Below are 17548 nucleotides of genomic sequence, written 5' to 3'. Positions count from 1 at the left end.
CATGGAACCTAAAAAAGGGGAAGCCAAAGTACAAAAGGTGAAAAATTGGTCGCCTGTCTGGATATTCCCGATTGTTACTGCGCTTATCGGAGCCTGGATTCTGTTTTATCACTACAGCCACCAGGGACCGGAAGTTACCTTAATTACCACCAATGCGGAAGGCATTGAAGGCGGAAAAACGACGATCAAAAGTCGCAGCGTGGATGTCGGCGTGGTTGAAAGCGCGACGCTGACTGACGATCTGACCCATGTACAAATCAAAGCGCGGCTTCATTCCGGTATGGAAAAGTTGCTGCATAAAGACTCGGTATTTTGGGTCGTAAAACCGCAGGTGGGGCGTGAAGGCATCAGCGGGCTTGGGACGCTGCTATCAGGCGCGTATATTGAACTACAACCAGGAAGTAAGGGCAGCCAGCCGGAAAGCTATCAGCTTCTTGACTCACCGCCGTTGGCGCCGCCCGATGCCAAAGGTATTCGTGTGATTCTGGACAGCAAAAAGGCCGGTCAGCTCAGTCCTGGCGATCCCGTTCTGTTCCGGGGCTATCGGGTAGGATCCGTTGAAACCAGCTCTTTCGATCCGCAAAAACGGACAATGAGTTATCAGTTGTTCATTAAGGCGCCAAACGATCGGTTGGTCACCAGTAATGTCCGATTCTGGAAAGATAGCGGTATCGCTGTGGATCTGACATCGGCGGGAATGCGCGTGGAAATGGGATCGTTGACGACGTTGTTTGGCGGCGGCGTGAGTTTTGATGTGCCGGAAGGACTTGAGCAGGGGCAACCCGTCGCCGAAAAAACGGCGTTTAATCTCTACGACGATCAAAAAAGTATTCAGGATTCGCTGTACACCGATCATATCGATTACCTGATGTTCTTTAAAGATTCGGTGCGCGGATTACAACCTGGCGCGCCGCTGGAGTTCCGCGGTATTCGTCTGGGGACGGTAAGCAAAGTGCCTTTCTTTGCGTCTAAAATGCGCCAGGTATTTAACGATGATTACCGTATTCCTGTGCTGGTGCGCATTGAACCGGAGCGTCTGAAAGCGCAACTGGGAGAAAATGCGGATGTTGGCGCGCATTTGACGGAACTGCTTAAGCGCGGTTTACGCGCTTCGCTTAAAACCGGTAACCTGGTGACCGGGGCGCTGTATGTCGATCTGGACTTTTATCCTAAGGAGCCGCCGATTACCGGGCTACGCGAATTTGATGGTTATGAAATTATTCCCACCGTCAGCAGCGGCCTGGCGCAAATTCAACAGCGACTGGTGGAAACGTTGGATAAGATCAACAACCTGCCGCTGAATCCGATGATTGAACAAGCGACCAATACGCTGTCTGAAAGCCAGCGTACTATGCGTCGGCTGCAAACCACGCTGGATAATATGAACAAGATTACCTCCAGTCAGTCGATGCAGCAGCTTCCGGCGGATATGCAAACGACGTTACGCGAACTTAACCGCAGTATGCAAGGCTTCCAGCCTGGATCGGCGGCGTATAACAAAATGGTGGCGGATATGCAGCGTCTCGATCAGGTGCTTCGTGAGTTACAACCGGTGTTGAAAACTCTGAACGAGAAGAGCAACGCGCTGGTATTTGAAGCGAAGGATAAAAAAGATCCTGAGCCTAAGAGGGCGAAACAATGAAAAAATGGCTAGTCGTGATAATGGCGTTCTGGCTGGCGTCATGTAGCTCCGGCGGAGAGAATAAAAGCTATTATCAGCTCCCGATAGCGCAAAGCGGTGTGCAAAGCACCGCAAGCCAGGGCAACCGTCTCTTATGGGTAGAGCAGGTTTCCGTACCTGACTATCTGGCAGGTAACGGCGTGGTGTATCAAACCAGTGATGTTCAGTATGTGATTGCCAATAACAATCTGTGGGCCAGCCCGCTGGACCAGCAATTACGTAACACGCTGGTGGCGAATCTTAGCGCCCGGCTTCCTGGCTGGGTCGTCGCTTCCCAGCCGTTGGGAACCACCCAGGATACGTTAAACGTTACCGTAACCGGATTCCATGGACGCTACGATGGTAAGGTTATCGTCAGCGGGGAGTGGTTATTAAACCACAATGGACAGCTGATTAAGCGGCCTTTCCATATTGAAGCCAGTCAGCAGAAAGATGGCTATGATGAGATGGTCAAAGTACTGGCAAGCGCATGGAGTCAGGAAGCAGCCGCTATCGCAGATGAGATAAAGCGCCTTCCCTGAGATAAAAGTAATGTAAATTTAACCGCTTCAGGTCGTGCGCCTGAGGCGGTTTTTTTATTTTTGACGCCGGAAAAATAGTTGTTATGGCTCACATTTTTTGTACAAATGATTTACCGTATAGCTCACAAATATGACATTGGTGTGAATTTTGCGCATTGACGGGCGATCCATTTAGAGGTATTCGTGTAGTGTGATTGCACATTTTGTAATCACTGTTTTCTTTTCCACCAGATACAAATATGAGGGAAACGAGGCATGAAGAGACAAAAACGAGATCGCCTGGAACGGGCACATCAACGTGGATATCAGGCCGGCATCGCCGGACGATCAAAAGAAATGTGTCCCTATCAGACGCTGAATCAACGGTCATACTGGTTGGGAGGTTGGCGACAAGCCATGGAGGACAGGGCGGTAATGGCCTGATTCTGTCTCTTTAGAAAAAGAAACCTCCGCAGTGCGGAGGTTTCGCCTTTATGGGCTTTGCAAGCATGATACCGATAGCGCGGAATATCAATTCAACACTTAGAACGCGGAAGTATCCTGGAACAAACCGACTTTCAAATCGTGTGCGGTATAGATCAGACGACCATCCACCAGAACCTCACCGTCCGCTAGGCCCATGATCAGGCGACGGTTTACGATACGTTTGAAATGAATACGATAGGTGACTTTCCTGGCTGTCGGCAGAACCTGGCCGGTAAATTTCACTTCGCCCACGCCCAGAGCGCGGCCTTTGCCTTCGCCGCCCAACCAGCCCAGGTAGAATCCCACCAATTGCCACATAGCATCCAGCCCCAGACAACCGGGCATCACCGGATCGCCGATAAAGTGGCATCCGAAGAACCATAGATCCGGATTGATATCCAGCTCGGCTTCGACATAGCCTTTGTCGAAATTGCCGCCCGTTTCGGTCATCTTAACGACGCGGTCCATCATCAGCATGTTCGGCGCAGGGAGTTGCGGCCCTTTAGCGCCAAACAGTTCACCACGACCAGAGGCAAGAAGGTCTTCTTTTGTATAGGATTCGCGTTTATCTACCATGTTTTATGTAAACCTTATTTTATTGAAGCACGCAGGATAGCTAACACGTGTACGCTGAACAAGTCCGATCAGTTCGGAATAAAAGCGTTCAGCCAACGTAATGGCCACGGGAAACGATGACGGCCTTCCTGTTGCGTCGCCTGCGCGATACGCTCCTGGATAGTCTGCATCAACGTCGTTTGACCTTCGCCATCCCACACCAGATTTAACAGTAGCGGTAAGGCGTCGGTCACGTCGTCTACCGCCCAGATAGTGAACTTCTCTTCTTTAACCGCTTGCAGCAGTTCAGATTTAAGACTGAGATGGCGGACATTGGCGGCAGGGATAATCACGCCCTGTTTACCGTTTAATTCCCGCTGTTCGCAGATGGCGAAGAAACCTTCAATTTTTTCGTTTAGCCTACCCACCGGTTGCGCGCGACCAAACTGATCGACCGAGCCGGTAATCGCAATGTTTTGATTCACTGGCACATTGGCCAGCGCGCTGATGAGCGCACATAATTCCGCCATTGAGGCGCTATCGCCATCCACTTCGCTGTAGGACTGCTCAAAGGTTAACGAGGCAGAGAAGGGAATTTGTTGCTCCAGCTGCAACTCCGACATCAGGAAGGCCTGCATAATCATCATTCCCTTAGCGTGGATATTCCCGCCAAGTTCGGCCTTGCGCTCAATATCGTTAAATTCGCCATCGCCAATATGCACAACACAGCTAATTCGCGACGGTTCGCCAAAGGCGCGCGGATGTCCGGGAAACTCAATGACGGAAAGCGCATTGATTTGTCCAACACGTTCGCCTTCGGTTTCAATCAGGATCTGCTCTTGCAGAATCTCATCCTGCATCCGCTCCGCCAGAAAGCCTTCTCGCCATTCGCGTCGGGCAAGCATCAGGCTGAGCGCTTCTGCGCCGCAGGTATCGCCTTCGCATAAAGGCGACGCCTCCTTAAACTGGCGGGCTATCCACAGTGGGCAAAGAGGCAGAGTATCCTGTTCGCCGGTATAGCGCACAGCCTCGCGTATCAGAACGGGCCAGGCGTCCGGTGCCGGGGGCGGCAAATTATCGCGTAAAGCGATACGCGTCACCCATTGACACCACAGGGTCATAGCTTCTGCGTCCGCTATCTGTAAATTGTCTTCAAATTCACTGTAGATAGCCTGTTCCGCGAGCTCCGGTTCCATCTCCTGAAAATCAGCCAGTGATTCACGTTCGCCAACCAGAATCACCTTCAGTTTGAGCGGCATTGATGGCACGGAGACCGGTAATGGACGCGACTCGTCAAAGGCCACCCAGTCAAAACGCTCGCGGCTAACGATGGCTTTCAGACGCATCCATAGTAACGGCTGCGCCAGAAGGGTTCGTAAGGAAATAATCAGCACGCCGCCGTTTGCCTGATGAACCAGTCCCGGCTGCAGGGTAATGTCGCCGTTATACTGCCGCAGGCAACCAAAGAGCTGTTCGGCTTCGACCCAGTCCGCGCTGACGACTTGTGTGACGGTGGCAAAGTTGTCTTGCGCATTCTGCGCGGCGCGGTAATGAACAGTATGCCCGGAAACGTCATAATGTCCGCCGGTTAATTGTCCGGCATCGGTTTGCAGAGCGCGGACGGCATCTGAAAGTAAAGTGAGATACTCTTGCTCTTCAGGCGCTTTAGTCAGCATAAAAGAGGATGATGCCCACGGCTGTATAAGTTGCTCAAGCGCAAATTGCAGTCGTGGCTGAGTATCACTGAGTAAGGTGTCGTTTTCGTCAGTCGCGTGTGGCTGTGCAAATATCTCCTGATAGCTTTCGCTATCCGGAACCAGATCACGCCATGCAAGTTTCGTAATGGTCAAAGTTGAGGTTTTTTAGTCTGTTGTAAAAGGGGGGATTATAGCCTAACCCGTCACGCTGCACACGCGGAAAGCGAATGCAAAGTAATATGAAGACGTGTAACCATTCACAGGTTCGAGATTCTTTTCTTCAGATGGCTAAAAAACTGATATTCTGATAACAGTTACACGGTAACATTGGGATCACAATGAAATATCAACAACTTGAAAATCTTGAAAGCGGTTGGAAATGGAAATATCTGGTGAAAAAGCACCGCGAAGGGGAGCTGATCACCCGCTACGTGGAAGCCAGTGCTGCCCAGGAAGCCGTCAATTTGTTGTTGGCCCTCGAAAATGAACCGGTGCGGGTAAATGTCTGGATAGACAGGCATATGAATCCTGCCTTGCTTAATCGGATGAAACAAACCATTCGGGCAAGACGCAAACGACACTTCAATGCGGAACATCAGCATACGCGCAAAAAATCTATCGATTTAGAGTTTATGGTCTGGCAGCGTCTGGCGGGCCTTGCGCAGCGACGCGGTAAAACATTATCCGAAACGATAGTGCAACTGATAGAAGACGCGGAGCATAAAGAGAAATATGCCACGCAAATGACCACGTTAAAGCAGGATTTACAGGCGTTATTAGGCAAGAAGTAACGCTGAAAGGCGTTGTCACCCAGACCAGAGCAAAAAACCCCGCGACGCGGGGTTTTTTATCAGACGGAAACTTAAGCCTGCGGCTGAGTTACCACGTCTTTAACGCCTTTAACTTCGATCTCTACGCGACGATCCGGAGCCAGGCAATCGATCAGGGCAGCGCGAGGTTTCACGTTGTCACAGGTGTTGCCGGTAACCGGGTTAGATTCGCCCATACCACGTGCGGAGATTTTGTCAGACGGAATACCTTTGGAGATCAGGTAATCAACAACAGACTGAGCACGTTTCTCGGACAGACCCTGGTTGTAAGCGTCAGAACCGATACGGTCAGTGAAGCCCAGAACGACAACGGAACCGTCTTTCGGATCCAGGTTGCTCAGCTGGCTGTACAGCTGATCCAGAGCCTGCTGGCCTTCCGGCTTCAGGGTAGATTTGTTGAAGTTGAACAGTACGTCAGACTTCAGAGTGAAGTGCTTGGTCTGTACTTCCGGAGCCGGTGCCGGTGCCGGAGCTACTACCGGAGCAGCTTCTTGCTGGCCGAAACGGTAGGAAACACCTACGCTCAGCAGGCCGTTGTCCGGACGGGTGCCGATGGTGTTGGCATCACCGATGTTGTTAGTCCACTGGTATTCCAGACGGGTTGCGATTTCAGGGGTGATAGCATACTCGATACCGCCCGCGAATACCGGGGAAACGCCGGTGTCGTGGTCTTTAGTAGACGGGCCGCCAGGGACGTTAGACTTGGTGTCTGCACGCCATACCATACCACCCAGACGGGTATAAACGTCCAGATCGTCAGTGATTGGATAACCCAGTTTAGCGGTCAACTGAACGCCCTGAGCTTTATAAGCGCCATTGATGTTGTCGCCTTTGTACGGCATACGGCCTAACCAGTCGTAGCCCATTTCAAAGCCAACGTACGGGTTAACTTGGTAACCACCAAAAGCACCTGCGCCCAGTTGGTTTTCATGAGTTGGGCCATCATTGTTAATGAAGCCGGTGTCATGGTACTGAGACCAGCCCAGTTTAGCACCAGCGTACCAGGTGTTATCTTTCGGAGCGGCCTGCGCTACGGTAGCGAAACCAGCCAGTGCCACTGCAATCGCGATAGCTGTCTTTTTCATTTTTTGCGCCTCGTTATCATCCAAAATACGCCATGAATATCTCCAACGAGATAACACGGTTAAATCCTTCACCGGGGGATCTGCTCAATAGTTACTCTACCGATATCTACGGCTTATGCTGAGCACCCCTGGCGATGTAAAGTCTACAACGTAGTTGGAAACTTACAAGTGTGAACTCCGTCAGACATGTGAAAAAAACATGACGGATATACACATCATTTAACAGTTTCAGATGATAAATCGTACAGCAAAAATTGCGGAAACCGCTTCTGGCAAGCGTTCTCGCAAAAAAAACGTTAGCACTCAAAGGAGATACGTTCGCGTAAAAAAAAGTCCAGGATAAATCCTAATTTTACTTAATGATACAAATTAGAGTGAATTTTTAGCCCGGAATGCTGTCTCCTGGGTAAAGCGTGCGCACGTACAGGGCGCATGATAAACCCTACCGCATTACCTACCTTCGCTGCTTCAACCAGGCTGGCATGTTCTTCTTCTGTCAGTTCTTCAGTCATCCAACCAATTACCACGCTGTAATTTCCTGTACGCAAAGCGCGGATCATCGACTCCAGCGTATGACGAGGTGCAAGCTGGCTAATTTGCATCACTTTCGTTAATGGCAAACCTGAAGACTGTACCCATTCACGGCTGAGCTTTTGCTGCGGCGTGAGCCAGAGCTGCCAGCGTGATTGTTGGCCTAACTGACGGAGTAAAGGCAAAAGCAGGAGTTGCGCCATCATGGGCTGGTCTTCGTGGTAGACAACTTCACTGACCAGTCCTGCCGCGGCATTTTCCGTAGCGGTGCGCGCAGCGTTGTGGGTAGTGGTAGGAAATGACGAAGAACGATTTGCATAACCTGAAGTGTACATAATCAATCCAGCCCTGTGAGTTACTGTATATTCATACAGTACCCCTGTGGCGATGAAAGATCAACTCTATTTTCGGAAACTGTCTCGCAATTTTTATTCTTAGTGGCGCCAAAAATAAAAATCATCTTGCTCGCGGAGTATAAGTTGCCTATTTTCGTCATTAACGGATCCGTTACTGCAAATCATTCTTTTACTTTATGATTTAAAAGGAATTTTATGAGAGCACTCTCTTATGACAGGATCTATAAATCGCAAGAATATTTGGCCTCTTTGGGGACGATCCAGTATCGATCTTTATTCGGTAGCTATAGTCTGACCGTGGAGGATACCGTCTTTGCGATGGTGGCTAATGGCGAGCTTTATCTCCGCGCCTGTGAAGAAAGCGTACCCTACTGTGTGAAGCATCCTCCCGCCTGGCTCATGTTTATGAAATGTGGACGTCCCGTTATGCTCAACTATTACCGGGTGGATGAAAGCCTGTGGCGCGATCAGCAGCAGCTGGTACGTTTATCGAAGTATTCTCTTGACGCGGCAATGAAGGAAAAACACAGCCGTATTTTACAGCACAGACTCAAAGATCTCCCCAATATGACCTTCCATCTGGAAACATTGCTCAATGAGTCAGGGATAAAGGACGAAAATATGTTACGCATACTGGGCGCGAAAATGTGCTGGCTAAGGTTGCGACAAAGCAATCCCTTGCTGACGGTGAAAGTTTTGTATGCCCTGGAAGGCGCAATTGTCGGCGTACATGAAGCGGCGCTCCCGGCGAGTCGTCGCCAGGAGCTTGCCGACTGGGCTCATTCGCTTACGGCTGGGTAATTAATGTAGAAGTCGGCGGTGAAATTTGCCGTTGCAAGCGTCCAATCTCGGGCAGTAAGGCAATGAGCAAACCAATTTGTTGAACAACCAGAGGTTCTTTGCTGTCCGGACGTGTTTCCAGTGACTGAACTCGCTGCTTTAAACCCTCCAGCGCCTGGTGTACGCGCTGTTCGTCTTCAGGTTGATGATGAAGCGCATCATCAACGTAGCAGACCGCGTCATCCAGAAGCCCCAACACGTCCGGATTGCTGAGTTTTTCGCGGTGCGCGCCGAGGGCGGAGATATAGCTGGTAAAAGTGTGATTGAGGCAAAGCAGCCTGAACGCCGCCTCCCGGGTTTCGGCCGTGACGTCGGGTTCGCTCGACATATTAGAAACTACGGATGCCAGTTCTGCATCGCGGTTGTGCGCGTCGCGTCTGGCAATGCGATAGGCCAGGCGGTTATCCCGTCCCTGGTGATATTGCTCAAGGATCGCGTCAAGGTAGCGGCAATTAGCATCGGTGGCGCGCTGGAGTACCCGGGGAAGGTTGCGAAAGCGCCAGTCCGGCCAAATAAAGCTGACCGCAGCCCAGGCGATAGCGCAGCCAATTAACGTGTCGACGACGCGCGGTAACGCTACCTCAAAGCCTTCGCCCAGGAGGTTAAAGCAGAGTAATACCAGCAGGGTGATGAACATCGTCGCATGGGCATACTGCACATTACGGAATGCGAAGAAAAGCACGCCGGTAATCACCAGCAGAACTAACTGTCCTTCAAGCGAAGGGACAAACCATAAAATCGGCAGGCCGATCGCAACGCCTACCAACGTACCGATAATCCGGAGCGCAAGGCGATGGCGGGTCGCGTTATAGTTAGGCTGGCAAACGAACAGGCTGGTGAGCAATATCCAGTACCCGTGGCGCATCCCGGTAATTTGGATGAGAGCATAACCGATGCACAATACCAGCGACATGCGTACCGCATGGCGAAAGAGAGCGGACTCCGGGGTAAAATTACGGCTCAGACGCAGCCAGATGTCGCTAAACCCGTGCAGGCTATCATCAGCCAACTGGTTTTCTGACTCATTGCGCGGCATTGCCTGGGCCTGCTCCGACTCGATCGTCGCCAATTGCGCATCAATGGCGCGTAGGTTGGTTAATAAGAATCCAAGCGTATTTAACAGCTCTAAAGAAGCGCCGCTGGCGCGCATACGTTCAAGCGCGGCGTCAATGTGGGTAAAGACGCGTTCAAAACGCGGATCATGCTGGTACGGCGTACGCAGTAAGATACAGCGCGCCAGCTGCGTACAGGCCTGCGCCTGCATCGACATCAGACGCTGAAAGCGGAACATGACGTCGCTATGGCGAAAATAATCGCGCAGCGTCTGGTATTGAATATGCGAAGAACTGGCGCGTTCATGAATATCCTGCGCCACAAAATAGTAATGGAGGGTGCGGCGCGTACCGCGTTGACCGCGATCGCCGCGCAGGCGACTCAATAACGACACTTTCGTTTGGTTCAGCGTCGCCATTAACTGCCCGTTCGCTAACGCTAAATCATAGAGCGGCGCCTGGCTTTCATCTTCAATATCAGGATCAAACAGACGTGATTTCAGTTCCAGATAGTGCGCTAACTGTTCGTAACTGCGTGCCAGATTATCCTGCAACGGACGGATCGGAAATAGCAGATGCCCGGTTAGCGTCAGTAGGTTATACCATACTGCGCCTGCCAGCAGGAGCAGTGGTTGCTGATACCAGTGATCGTATAAAGAGGTACCCAGCATCGTATAGATGGCAATGAGTAACGCGCCGAACGCGATGGTGGCATAGCGTTGCCCCAGTCCTCCCAACAAAATAAACCCGCTGGTGGATAACGTTAAGCCCAACGCAAATAGCCACGGCCAGGGAAAGAGCAGCTCCACAGAAGCCGACGCGATAAAAAAGCAAATTAAGGTAATGATTAAATTACGCAAGCGTCCGGCAAGGCGATCGTCGAGATCGGTTAGCGCCGCGGCAACCATACCAAGCGTGAGCGGGATGGTCAGTTTGACGTCGCCCAGCCACCAGGGCAGGGCGGTGGTGCCGCACAGAGCGATAAAAATGCGGATGTAATACAGCCAGGTACTGTTCCAGGTATAACGGCGAATCAACGGACTTAACATAAAGGCTATTTGTCCCGATCATTCAAAACGGCGGCGCGCGTTAGCTTCTCGCGCGGCGCGAGCGGTTTCTACAGAGACGACGCGGCGACCGACAGGCCAAAGCGCAATCGCGGCAATTTTAAAGTTCGCAATACCGACAGGTATCCCGATGATAGTGACACACTGAGCGATACCGGAGGCAATGTGCATCAGGCATAGCCACCAGCCGAAAAAAAGTAACCAGAAAATATTCAGCAAGGTACCGCCAGTATTCATTAATACGCTTTTCGCCGCCGGATTAAGTTCGTCAACGTGAATGGCTTCATTACCGTAAGGGAACAGGGACAGTTTGGTTATCTCCCAGCAGGAGCGGGTCAACGGCAGGGTAAAAATAAGCACAATACTGACAAGCGTCGCCAGCAGCCAGGCCAGCGTAGTGGCAAAGCCGCCCAGTACAAAGTTTAAAATATTCAGAACGGTACGCATAAACCCTCAGTTCATTCCGGTTTTCTATCACTGCGGGCAATTGTAACGTTTTTTTAGACTGGAGCACGTTTTCTCTGGCGGTTACACTGATAAGCACATCTTTACGTCTGGATTCGCTGAGTCATGGAACTGAAAGCAACTTCTCTTGGAAAACGTCTGGCGCAACACCCGTATGATCGTGCCGTGATCCTCAACGCTGGGGTGAAAGTGTCTGGCGACAGGCATGAATATCTTATTCCATTCAATCAGTTATTGGCGATTCACTGTAAGCGTGGGCTGGTATGGGGCGAGCTGGAGTTTGTCCTCCCCGAGGATAAAGTCGTGCGTTTGCACGGTACCGAGTGGTCGGAAACCCAGCAATTCCATCGCTATCTGGACGCGCACTGGCGTCGCTGGAGCCAGGAGATGAGTGATGTCGCCGCGCAGGCATTACAGGAGCAATGGGCGCGTATTAGTGAGCGAACGGGCGAAAACCAATGGCTTACCCGTGAACGCGTTCGGGGGCTGGAACACGAAATTCGCCAGACGTTTGCCGCCTTACCGCTGCCGGTCTCACGTCTGGAGGAGTTTGCTCACTGTCGCGAGATATGGCGTAAGTGTCTGGCATGGTTACAGGATAGCGAGGGAAGTCGGCAGCAGCATAATCAGGCGTATGCCGATGCCATGCTGGAAGCGCATGCCGACTTTTTTACGCAGATAGAATCCTCTCCGCTTAATCCTTCCCAGGCCAGGGCGGTGGTTAACGGCGAATCATCGTTACTGGTACTGGCGGGCGCGGGAAGCGGTAAGACCTCGGTGCTGGTGGCGCGCGCGGGTTGGCTGTTGGCGCGTGGACAAGCCGATGCGGGGCAAATTCTTTTACTGGCGTTTGGTCGCAAGGCGGCAGAAGAGATGGATGAGCGTATCCGCGAGCGCTTACATACGGAAGAGATTACTGCCCGTACGTTCCATTCGCTGGCGCTGTATATTATTCAGCAAGGTAGTAAAAAAGCGCCGGTTGTCAGTAAGCTGGAAAGTGACGCCACCGCGCGGCATCAGCTATTTCTGCGCACCTGGCGTCAGCAGTGTAGCGAGAAAAAAGCGCAGGCCAAAGGCTGGCGTCAGTGGCTGGAAGAGGAGATGCAGTGGGCGGTGCCGGAAGGTAATTTCTGGGACGATGAGACATTGCAGCGGCGTCTGGCCCCTCGCCTGGATCGTTGGGTCAGTTTGATGCGTATGCACGGCGGCGCGCAGGCAGAAATGATCGCTGGCGCGCCAGAGGAGTGCCGCGAGCTGTTTGGCAAACGCATTAAGTTGATGGCGCCGCTGCTGAAGGCCTGGAAAAGCGCATTGAAAGCGGAAAATGCCGTTGATTTCTCCGGGCTGATCCATCAGGCAATGGTGATCCTCGAAAAAGGGCGTTTTATTAGCCCGTGGAAGCATATTCTGGTCGATGAATTTCAGGATATTTCCCCGCAACGGGCGGCGCTGTTAGAGGCGCTACGCAAGCAGAATAGCCAGACTACGCTGTTTGCCGTTGGCGATGACTGGCAGGCGATTTACCGTTTTAGCGGGGCGCAGCTCTCCTTAACGACGGCGTTTCATCAGACGTTCGGCGAGGGCGAGCATTGCCACCTGGACACCACGTACCGTTTTAACAGTCGGATTGGCGATATTGCCAATCGCTTTATACAGCAGAATCCGCACCAGCTTAAAAAACCGTTAAATAGTCTGACCTCAGGCGATAAAAAAGCGGTGACGTTATTGGATGAAAGCCAGTTGGACGCGTTACTGGATAAATTATCCGGCTATGCGAAGGAGGATGAACGTATCCTGGTGCTGGCGCGCTATCACCATCTGAAACCCGCGAGTCTACAAAAAGCGGCGACTCGCTGGCCGAAGTTACAGATAGACTTCATGACTATCCATGCCAGCAAAGGCCAACAGGCCGATTACGTGATTCTTGTCGGATTGCAGGAGGGTAACGACGGTTTCCCCGCCCCGGCGCGAGAATCCATTATGGAAAGTGCGCTTCTTCCTCAGGTTGAGGATTTTCCGGACGCTGAAGAGCGGCGTTTGTTATATGTGGCGTTGACGCGCGCGCGTGCGCGGGTCTGGCTGCTTTTTAATAAAGATAATCCCTCGCGCTTTGTGGAGGCGCTTAAACAGCTGGATGTGCCGGTGGCGAGGAAGCCCTAAAGCGCGGGCGGTACAGCATCCCGCCCGCGTAGCGTTTATTTCAAGCGCTCGGCCAGATAACGCGCATAATCCGGAATAAGAATATCTACAGCGTCATTAAAATGCGGGGACTGGATGATAAAGTCCGCCGTTGAGACGTTAGTGGCGACAGGGATATTCCATACGGTGGCCAGACGCAGTAGCGCTTTGACATCGGGGTCGTGCGGTACCGCGTTAAGCGGGTCCCAGAAGAAAATCAACACGTCGATTTTCCCTTCTGAAATGAGTGCGCCAACCTGCTGGTCGCCGCCCATCGGGCCGCTCAGCATCGCATTAACGTCCATACCGGTTGCGCGCTGGATCAGATTCCCCGTGGTGCCGGTTGCATAAAGAACGTGTTTTTCCAGCAACGGCTGATGGCGTTCCACCCAGTTCATTAACATCTGTTTGCAGTGGTCGTGAGCAACCAACGCGATATGTTTGCGCGTCGGCAAGGTGCGAGTCGTCAGTTCCATAATTCGATTCCGTAGTTAACCTGTCTACAGATTACTGGAAGCGCTTGATGCTGCAAGAGAAAGAGAAAAAAATTGCGCGCTGGGACAACTCATATCAAGAGGGCGGCTGTTTTTCCGCCCATTGCAGAAAATGATGGCGTGTCTGCGGGTCGGCCAGTCGGAACCAATATTTCAGCCGCTGTTCTGTCAGAGTTTGTGATTGCGGCGGTACGGTATCAAGCTCTGAGACGTCGGAAAGTAATGTGCTGTCGTCTGCCATCATCGTGGCGAACTGAGGAAGCGAGGCGCGTTTCGCCGATTTATTATAACGCTCGGTCTCTATTTCATAATCGACCACTTTAGCCGTAGAAGTAATGGCCAGAATATCGAGTTTTACCGGAATGGGCATGGCGTCGCCGTCCAAAAGCGCCAGACGCGGCGCCGCGTTAAAATGCGAGGCTTCGCGCTCGTTTTCCAGCCGCGGGAGCTGGAAATTGACCTGACTTATCAGTTGGGTATCGAAACTTATCACCAGCGGCGGAGAAATATAAAGCCGCTCTTCATTACCGGGCAGGCGGATGGTTTTTTCCACCCGGAAAACGAGTTGATGCGGCCCGTTTTCCAGTTCAATGCTCTCTGCGCCGCGTAATAAAGAGCTGGACACCTTTTTGCCGTCCAGCACCAGCAGATCAACCTCATTAGACAAACGGAGCGTTGTGGCAAAAACAGTCACCGGCAAACAGAGAGCAAGGAAGGTGGCTAGCGCGCCGGTTTTCATAAGGTTCTCCTGTCCAAAGGCCGTCTGGCTAATAATGTATCGAAATTTTTCTTAGATCATGTTTACTAACATATAGACATATTTTGGCGTTTTGCTCTCATACATCGGTATGGGATGAATGGTTGCTATGTCAGGTTTGTCGTACACTTTGCAAAACAGCCAGGAGAAAGATGATGAAAGAGACCGATATTGCTGATGTTTTGACGTCCACTCGCACTATCGCGCTGGTAGGTGCGAGCGATAAACCCGATCGTCCAAGTTATCGGGTAATGAAATACCTGCTTGAACAGGGCTACCATGTGATTCCGGTTGCGCCAAAAGTCGCGGGTAAGACATTGCTGGGGCAACAGGGGTATGCCACGCTGGCGGACATTCCCGAAAAAGTCGATATGGTGGATGTTTTTCGCAACTCTGAAGCTGCATGGGGCGTCGCGCAGGAAGCTATCGCCATCGGCGCAAAAACGCTATGGCTACAGCTTGGCGTGATCAACGAACAGGCGGCGGTGCTGGCGCGGGATGCAGGCATGACCGTGGTGATGGATCGCTGCCCGGCGATTGAGATCCCTCGCCTGGGGCTGGCGAAATAAAAGTTTAAATGGCCGGATATCGCTTTCCGGCCTTTTAAATACAATCAGTTACGTAGTCGCGGCGCCTGAAGCTGCTTGCGAATGGTACGCGCCAGTTCATCCATCGATGGCTGTTCTGGATGCTCGTCCCGCATTTCGCTTCGCAACTGGGCCTCGGCCAGATAAGTATGCACTGGCTGACCATCATCATCTTCCATTACCACGTGGTACCACGGAGCGGCGCGAAGTTCGTCGTTAACCGCCAGTTCATCAGGCGACGGCTCATCAAGCGAATATTCCGGGTCGATATCGACGACCACTCCGAGGTAACCTAACAGGGAATGGCGGACCTGTTGGCCGATACCGAATTTGCTGGCTATCATAGTCACCTCCCGGGAAATAGATACCCTTTATATGAGGATACTATTCCACTTTTCAAGTTACATGACGCGACAGGCAAACCCTTTCAGATACAGCCCTTCCGGGTAGGTGGCGATCACCGGGTGATCGGCGGCCTGACGGAACTGCTCTATAAATTGTACATCACGACCGGCATCTATTGCGGCATCGGCAATGATTTTCTGAAATAAATCGCTGGTCATCAGTCCGGAGCAAGAGAATGTCAGCAGTATGCCGCCCGGATTGAGCAGTTGAATCGCTAACATGTTAATGTCTTTATAGCCCCGGCAGGCGCCCATTAACTGGCTTTTATTTTCAACGAATTTGGGCGGGTCCATGATGATGACGTCGAATTTTTCGCCGTGTTCACGGTAAGCGCGCAGCAACTTAAACACGTCGTCGCGCACGAATTCGGCTTTGCTCAAGTCCAGTTGGTTCAGTTCAACGTTTTGCCTGGCGATATCCAGCGCATCCTGTGAGGTATCCACGCTGACAACCTGGCGACAACCGCCCATTAACGCCGACACGGCAAAACCGCCGGTATAAGAGAAGCAGTTCAGTACCCGCTGATTTTCCACGTAGCGGCGCGTCGCCAGACGACTGTCGCGCTGATCAAGATAATAACCGGTTTTGTGGCCGCCCTGGATATCGACCAGCAATTTCATACCGTGTTCTTCAATTGGCAAAAGCGCAGGCGGCAGTTCGCCAGTGACCGGACCTTGCGTCAGCGCCATCCCTTCTTTTTTCCGCACGGCGACGTCGCTGCGATCGTAAATAGCGCAATCCGGATAGCATGTTTGCAGCGCACTAATTAATGCGGCGCGTTGATATTCGGCCCCGGCGCTGAGCAGTTGCAGCACCAAAAAATGACCAAAACGATCGATAGTGACGCCAGGCAGGCCATCGGACTCACCGGCGATCAGACGATAGCTATCCAGGCCGTCTTTTTTCGCCAGCCAGTCGCGCCACTGCTGCGCCTGGCGCAGGCGGCGGGTGAAAAACGCAATATCAATGGATTCTGCTTTATCAAATGTCCAGACGCGCGCGCGGATCTGGGAGGCTGGTGACCAGGCGCCGCGTGCTAACCACTTTCCCTGATGGTCGACGATATCGATAGTTTCACCGAGGTTGGCTTTGCCTTCCAGACGGGATACGGCGCCGGAAAAGACCCATGGGTGGCGGCGGAGTAAAGATTTTTCTCGCCCTTTGCTGAGGACTAAACGGGGATATTGCGGAAATGTAGATTCAGTCATGCGGAGTAACCTCTCACAAACAGTGACGCGGGCCGGATGATAGTTCCAGCCTGGGACCGTGAAAACGAAATGGCGCGTAGGGTAGCACAGATGAGAGGGGCAATCACCAGCGTATGGTGGTGAGCGTTTCTGCACAAAATAGAATCGTAAAGGCACAGTTTCTTCAGCGGACGCTTTTTATAGTGTTATTTCTTTACATGAAGAAGGAAATACAATGAAAACAGTCTTCTCTTTGACCGCAGCCGCAATGATGGCATTGAGTGGCGGCGTATCTGCCGCGTCGGCGTTTAGCCTCAGTAGCGCGGATATTCCGGCGGATTTTCGTTTAACGCAACAGCACGTCTTTAAAGGATTTGGTTGTAGCGGAGAAAATATTTCGCCGCAGCTGAGCTGGCGCAATCCGCCTGCCGGAACCAAAAGCTACGCTATTACCGTCTTCGATCCTGATGCGCCCACCGGAAGCGGCTGGTGGCACTGGACGATGGTGAATATTCCTGCGCAGATTCACGACCTGCCGACGGGGGCTGATAAAAAAACGTTACCCGCTGGAGTGGTGCAGGGACGGAATGATTTCGGTTATGCTGGTTTTGGCGGCGCCTGTCCGCCGCCGGGCGATAAGCCTCATCGCTATCAGTTTACTGTGTGGGCGCTGAATACGGCAACACTGCCGCTCGACAGTGAGTCGAGTGGCGCGTTGGTAGGGTTTATGCTTAACGCGCATGTGATTGCGAAAGCAAAATTCACGGCCACATACGGAAGATAAAACAGAGGACG

The 17548-nt window shown here is 52.1% G+C and carries 18 protein-coding genes; 8 read left to right on the top strand and 10 right to left on the bottom strand.

Going from position 1 to position 17548, the window contains the following annotated elements; genetic code table 11:
• The first annotated feature begins 1 nt into the window (after position 1).
• From pqiB to rmf, 3 genes are all read left to right on the top strand, one after another.
• A complete protein-coding gene (gene pqiB, locus ACLJNW_RS06430; RefSeq protein WP_000433414.1) occupies positions 2-1642 on the top strand; it encodes an intermembrane transport protein PqiB in 1641 nt (546 codons plus the stop codon).
• Positions 1639-2202 carry a membrane integrity-associated transporter subunit PqiC gene (gene pqiC, locus ACLJNW_RS06425; RefSeq protein WP_000759136.1) on the top strand — a complete coding sequence of 188 codons (564 nt, stop codon included), beginning with the start codon at positions 1639-1641 and terminating at the stop codon, positions 2200-2202. Before pqiB ends, pqiC begins: the two co-directional genes overlap by 4 nt.
• Before the next feature lie 255 nt (positions 2203-2457).
• On the top strand, positions 2458-2625 hold the full coding sequence (gene rmf / locus ACLJNW_RS06420) for a ribosome modulation factor (RefSeq protein ID WP_001537784.1): 168 nt from the start codon (positions 2458-2460) through the stop codon (positions 2623-2625).
• Between the two features lie 99 nt (positions 2626-2724).
• On the opposite strand, the gene fabA is transcribed toward rmf, so the two are convergent.
• Together fabA and ACLJNW_RS06410 are read right to left on the bottom strand one after the other, a co-directional pair.
• Positions 2725-3243 (bottom strand): bifunctional 3-hydroxydecanoyl-ACP dehydratase/trans-2-decenoyl-ACP isomerase, encoded by a 519-nt coding sequence (gene fabA / locus ACLJNW_RS06415; protein WP_000227928.1) that lies wholly within the window; start codon positions 3241-3243, stop codon positions 2725-2727.
• Between the two features lie 68 nt (positions 3244-3311).
• Entirely contained in the window at positions 3312-5072 is a 1761-nt protein-coding gene (locus ACLJNW_RS06410) for a Lon protease family protein (protein WP_023204727.1), read from the bottom strand.
• 185 nt (positions 5073-5257) lie between these two features.
• On the opposite strand from ACLJNW_RS06410, the gene matP reads away from it, so the two are divergent.
• Entirely contained in the window at positions 5258-5710 is a 453-nt protein-coding gene (gene matP, locus ACLJNW_RS06405; protein WP_000877172.1) for a macrodomain Ter protein MatP, read from the top strand.
• 71 nt (positions 5711-5781) lie between these two features.
• On the opposite strand, the gene ompA is transcribed toward matP, so the two are convergent.
• Together ompA and sulA are read right to left on the bottom strand one after the other, a co-directional pair.
• Positions 5782-6834: a porin OmpA gene (gene ompA / locus ACLJNW_RS06400; protein WP_001670727.1), complete on the bottom strand. Its 1053-nt coding sequence runs from the start codon at positions 6832-6834 to the stop codon at positions 5782-5784.
• A 356-nt stretch (positions 6835-7190) separates the two neighbouring features.
• Positions 7191-7700 carry an SOS-induced cell division inhibitor SulA gene (gene sulA, locus ACLJNW_RS06395; RefSeq protein ID WP_000288732.1) on the bottom strand — a complete coding sequence of 170 codons (510 nt, stop codon included), beginning with the start codon at positions 7698-7700 and terminating at the stop codon, positions 7191-7193.
• Between the two features lie 216 nt (positions 7701-7916).
• Here sulA and ACLJNW_RS06390 point away from each other — a divergent pair, with 216 nt between their 5' ends.
• On the top strand, positions 7917-8522 hold the full coding sequence (locus tag ACLJNW_RS06390) for a TfoX/Sxy family DNA transformation protein (RefSeq protein WP_001202375.1): 606 nt from the start codon (positions 7917-7919) through the stop codon (positions 8520-8522).
• Here the strand turns inward: ACLJNW_RS06390 and yccS are convergent.
• Positions 8509-10662 (bottom strand): YccS family putative transporter, encoded by a 2154-nt coding sequence (gene yccS / locus ACLJNW_RS06385; RefSeq protein WP_000950876.1) that lies wholly within the window; start codon positions 10660-10662, stop codon positions 8509-8511. The two genes, ACLJNW_RS06390 and yccS, sit on opposite strands and share 14 nt — an antisense overlap.
• 18 nt (positions 10663-10680) lie before the next feature.
• Positions 10681-11127: a YccF domain-containing protein gene (locus tag ACLJNW_RS06380; protein WP_001261222.1), complete on the bottom strand. Its 447-nt coding sequence runs from the start codon at positions 11125-11127 to the stop codon at positions 10681-10683.
• Positions 11128-11250: 123 nt separating this feature from the next.
• Between ACLJNW_RS06380 and helD the strand changes: the two genes are divergently transcribed.
• Positions 11251-13305 carry a DNA helicase IV gene (gene helD, locus ACLJNW_RS06375; protein WP_001748328.1) on the top strand — a complete coding sequence of 685 codons (2055 nt, stop codon included), beginning with the start codon at positions 11251-11253 and terminating at the stop codon, positions 13303-13305.
• Between the two features lie 35 nt (positions 13306-13340).
• Here helD and mgsA read toward each other — a convergent pair whose 3' ends face one another.
• Both mgsA and ACLJNW_RS06365 read right to left on the bottom strand, forming a co-directional pair.
• Entirely contained in the window at positions 13341-13799 is a 459-nt protein-coding gene (gene mgsA / locus ACLJNW_RS06370) for a methylglyoxal synthase (RefSeq protein ID WP_000424187.1), read from the bottom strand.
• A 94-nt stretch (positions 13800-13893) separates the two neighbouring features.
• Positions 13894-14556, bottom strand: a complete 663-nt coding sequence (locus tag ACLJNW_RS06365; protein WP_000847719.1) for a DUF2057 family protein — start codon at positions 14554-14556, stop codon at positions 13894-13896.
• A 173-nt stretch (positions 14557-14729) separates the two neighbouring features.
• Here ACLJNW_RS06365 and ACLJNW_RS06360 point away from each other — a divergent pair, with 173 nt between their 5' ends.
• Positions 14730-15143 (top strand): CoA-binding protein, encoded by a 414-nt coding sequence (locus ACLJNW_RS06360; protein ID WP_001537782.1) that lies wholly within the window; start codon positions 14730-14732, stop codon positions 15141-15143.
• Between the two features lie 44 nt (positions 15144-15187).
• Here ACLJNW_RS06360 and hspQ read toward each other — a convergent pair whose 3' ends face one another.
• Together hspQ and rlmI are read right to left on the bottom strand one after the other, a co-directional pair.
• On the bottom strand, positions 15188-15505 hold the full coding sequence (gene hspQ / locus ACLJNW_RS06355; protein WP_000561983.1) for a heat shock protein HspQ: 318 nt from the start codon (positions 15503-15505) through the stop codon (positions 15188-15190).
• A 57-nt stretch (positions 15506-15562) separates the two neighbouring features.
• A complete protein-coding gene (rlmI, locus tag ACLJNW_RS06350) occupies positions 15563-16774 on the bottom strand; it encodes a 23S rRNA (cytosine(1962)-C(5))-methyltransferase RlmI (protein WP_000140480.1) in 1212 nt (403 codons plus the stop codon).
• A gap of 214 nt (positions 16775-16988) precedes the next feature.
• Between rlmI and ACLJNW_RS06345 the strand changes: the two genes are divergently transcribed.
• Positions 16989-17537: a YbhB/YbcL family Raf kinase inhibitor-like protein gene (locus tag ACLJNW_RS06345; RefSeq protein WP_000859416.1), complete on the top strand. Its 549-nt coding sequence runs from the start codon at positions 16989-16991 to the stop codon at positions 17535-17537.
• The last annotated feature ends 11 nt before the right edge of the window (positions 17538-17548 follow it).

The sequence above is a fragment of the Salmonella sp. SAL4457 genome, assembly GCF_046548235.1.
GTDB lineage: Bacteria > Pseudomonadota > Gammaproteobacteria > Enterobacterales > Enterobacteriaceae > Salmonella > Salmonella enterica.
This window is presented reverse-complemented; position numbering and strand designations above follow the sequence as displayed.

Bases quoted from the DNA above. Each gene is read 5' to 3' on its own strand.
- helD (WP_001748328.1), top strand. From the start codon at position 11,251: ATGGAACTGAAAGCAACTTCTCTTGGAAAACGTCTGGCGCAACACCCG.
- hspQ (WP_000561983.1), bottom strand. From the start codon at position 15,505: ATGATAGCCAGCAAATTCGGTATCGGCCAACAGGTCCGCCATTCCCTG.
- rlmI (WP_000140480.1), bottom strand. From the start codon at position 16,774: ATGACTGAATCTACATTTCCGCAATATCCCCGTTTAGTCCTCAGCAAA.
- ACLJNW_RS06390 (WP_001202375.1), top strand. From the start codon at position 7,917: ATGAGAGCACTCTCTTATGACAGGATCTATAAATCGCAAGAATATTTG.
- pqiC (WP_000759136.1), top strand. From the start codon at position 1,639: ATGAAAAAATGGCTAGTCGTGATAATGGCGTTCTGGCTGGCGTCATGT.
- ACLJNW_RS06365 (WP_000847719.1), bottom strand. From the start codon at position 14,556: ATGAAAACCGGCGCGCTAGCCACCTTCCTTGCTCTCTGTTTGCCGGTG.
- fabA (WP_000227928.1), bottom strand. From the start codon at position 3,243: ATGGTAGATAAACGCGAATCCTATACAAAAGAAGACCTTCTTGCCTCT.
- yccS (WP_000950876.1), bottom strand. From the start codon at position 10,662: ATGTTAAGTCCGTTGATTCGCCGTTATACCTGGAACAGTACCTGGCTG.
- ompA (WP_001670727.1), bottom strand. From the start codon at position 6,834: ATGAAAAAGACAGCTATCGCGATTGCAGTGGCACTGGCTGGTTTCGCT.
- sulA (WP_000288732.1), bottom strand. From the start codon at position 7,700: ATGTACACTTCAGGTTATGCAAATCGTTCTTCGTCATTTCCTACCACT.
- mgsA (WP_000424187.1), bottom strand. From the start codon at position 13,799: ATGGAACTGACGACTCGCACCTTGCCGACGCGCAAACATATCGCGTTG.
- ACLJNW_RS06345 (WP_000859416.1), top strand. From the start codon at position 16,989: ATGAAAACAGTCTTCTCTTTGACCGCAGCCGCAATGATGGCATTGAGT.
- rmf (WP_001537784.1), top strand. From the start codon at position 2,458: ATGAAGAGACAAAAACGAGATCGCCTGGAACGGGCACATCAACGTGGA.
- matP (WP_000877172.1), top strand. From the start codon at position 5,258: ATGAAATATCAACAACTTGAAAATCTTGAAAGCGGTTGGAAATGGAAA.
- ACLJNW_RS06380 (WP_001261222.1), bottom strand. From the start codon at position 11,127: ATGCGTACCGTTCTGAATATTTTAAACTTTGTACTGGGCGGCTTTGCC.
- pqiB (WP_000433414.1), top strand. From the start codon at position 2: ATGGAACCTAAAAAAGGGGAAGCCAAAGTACAAAAGGTGAAAAATTGG.
- ACLJNW_RS06360 (WP_001537782.1), top strand. From the start codon at position 14,730: ATGAAAGAGACCGATATTGCTGATGTTTTGACGTCCACTCGCACTATC.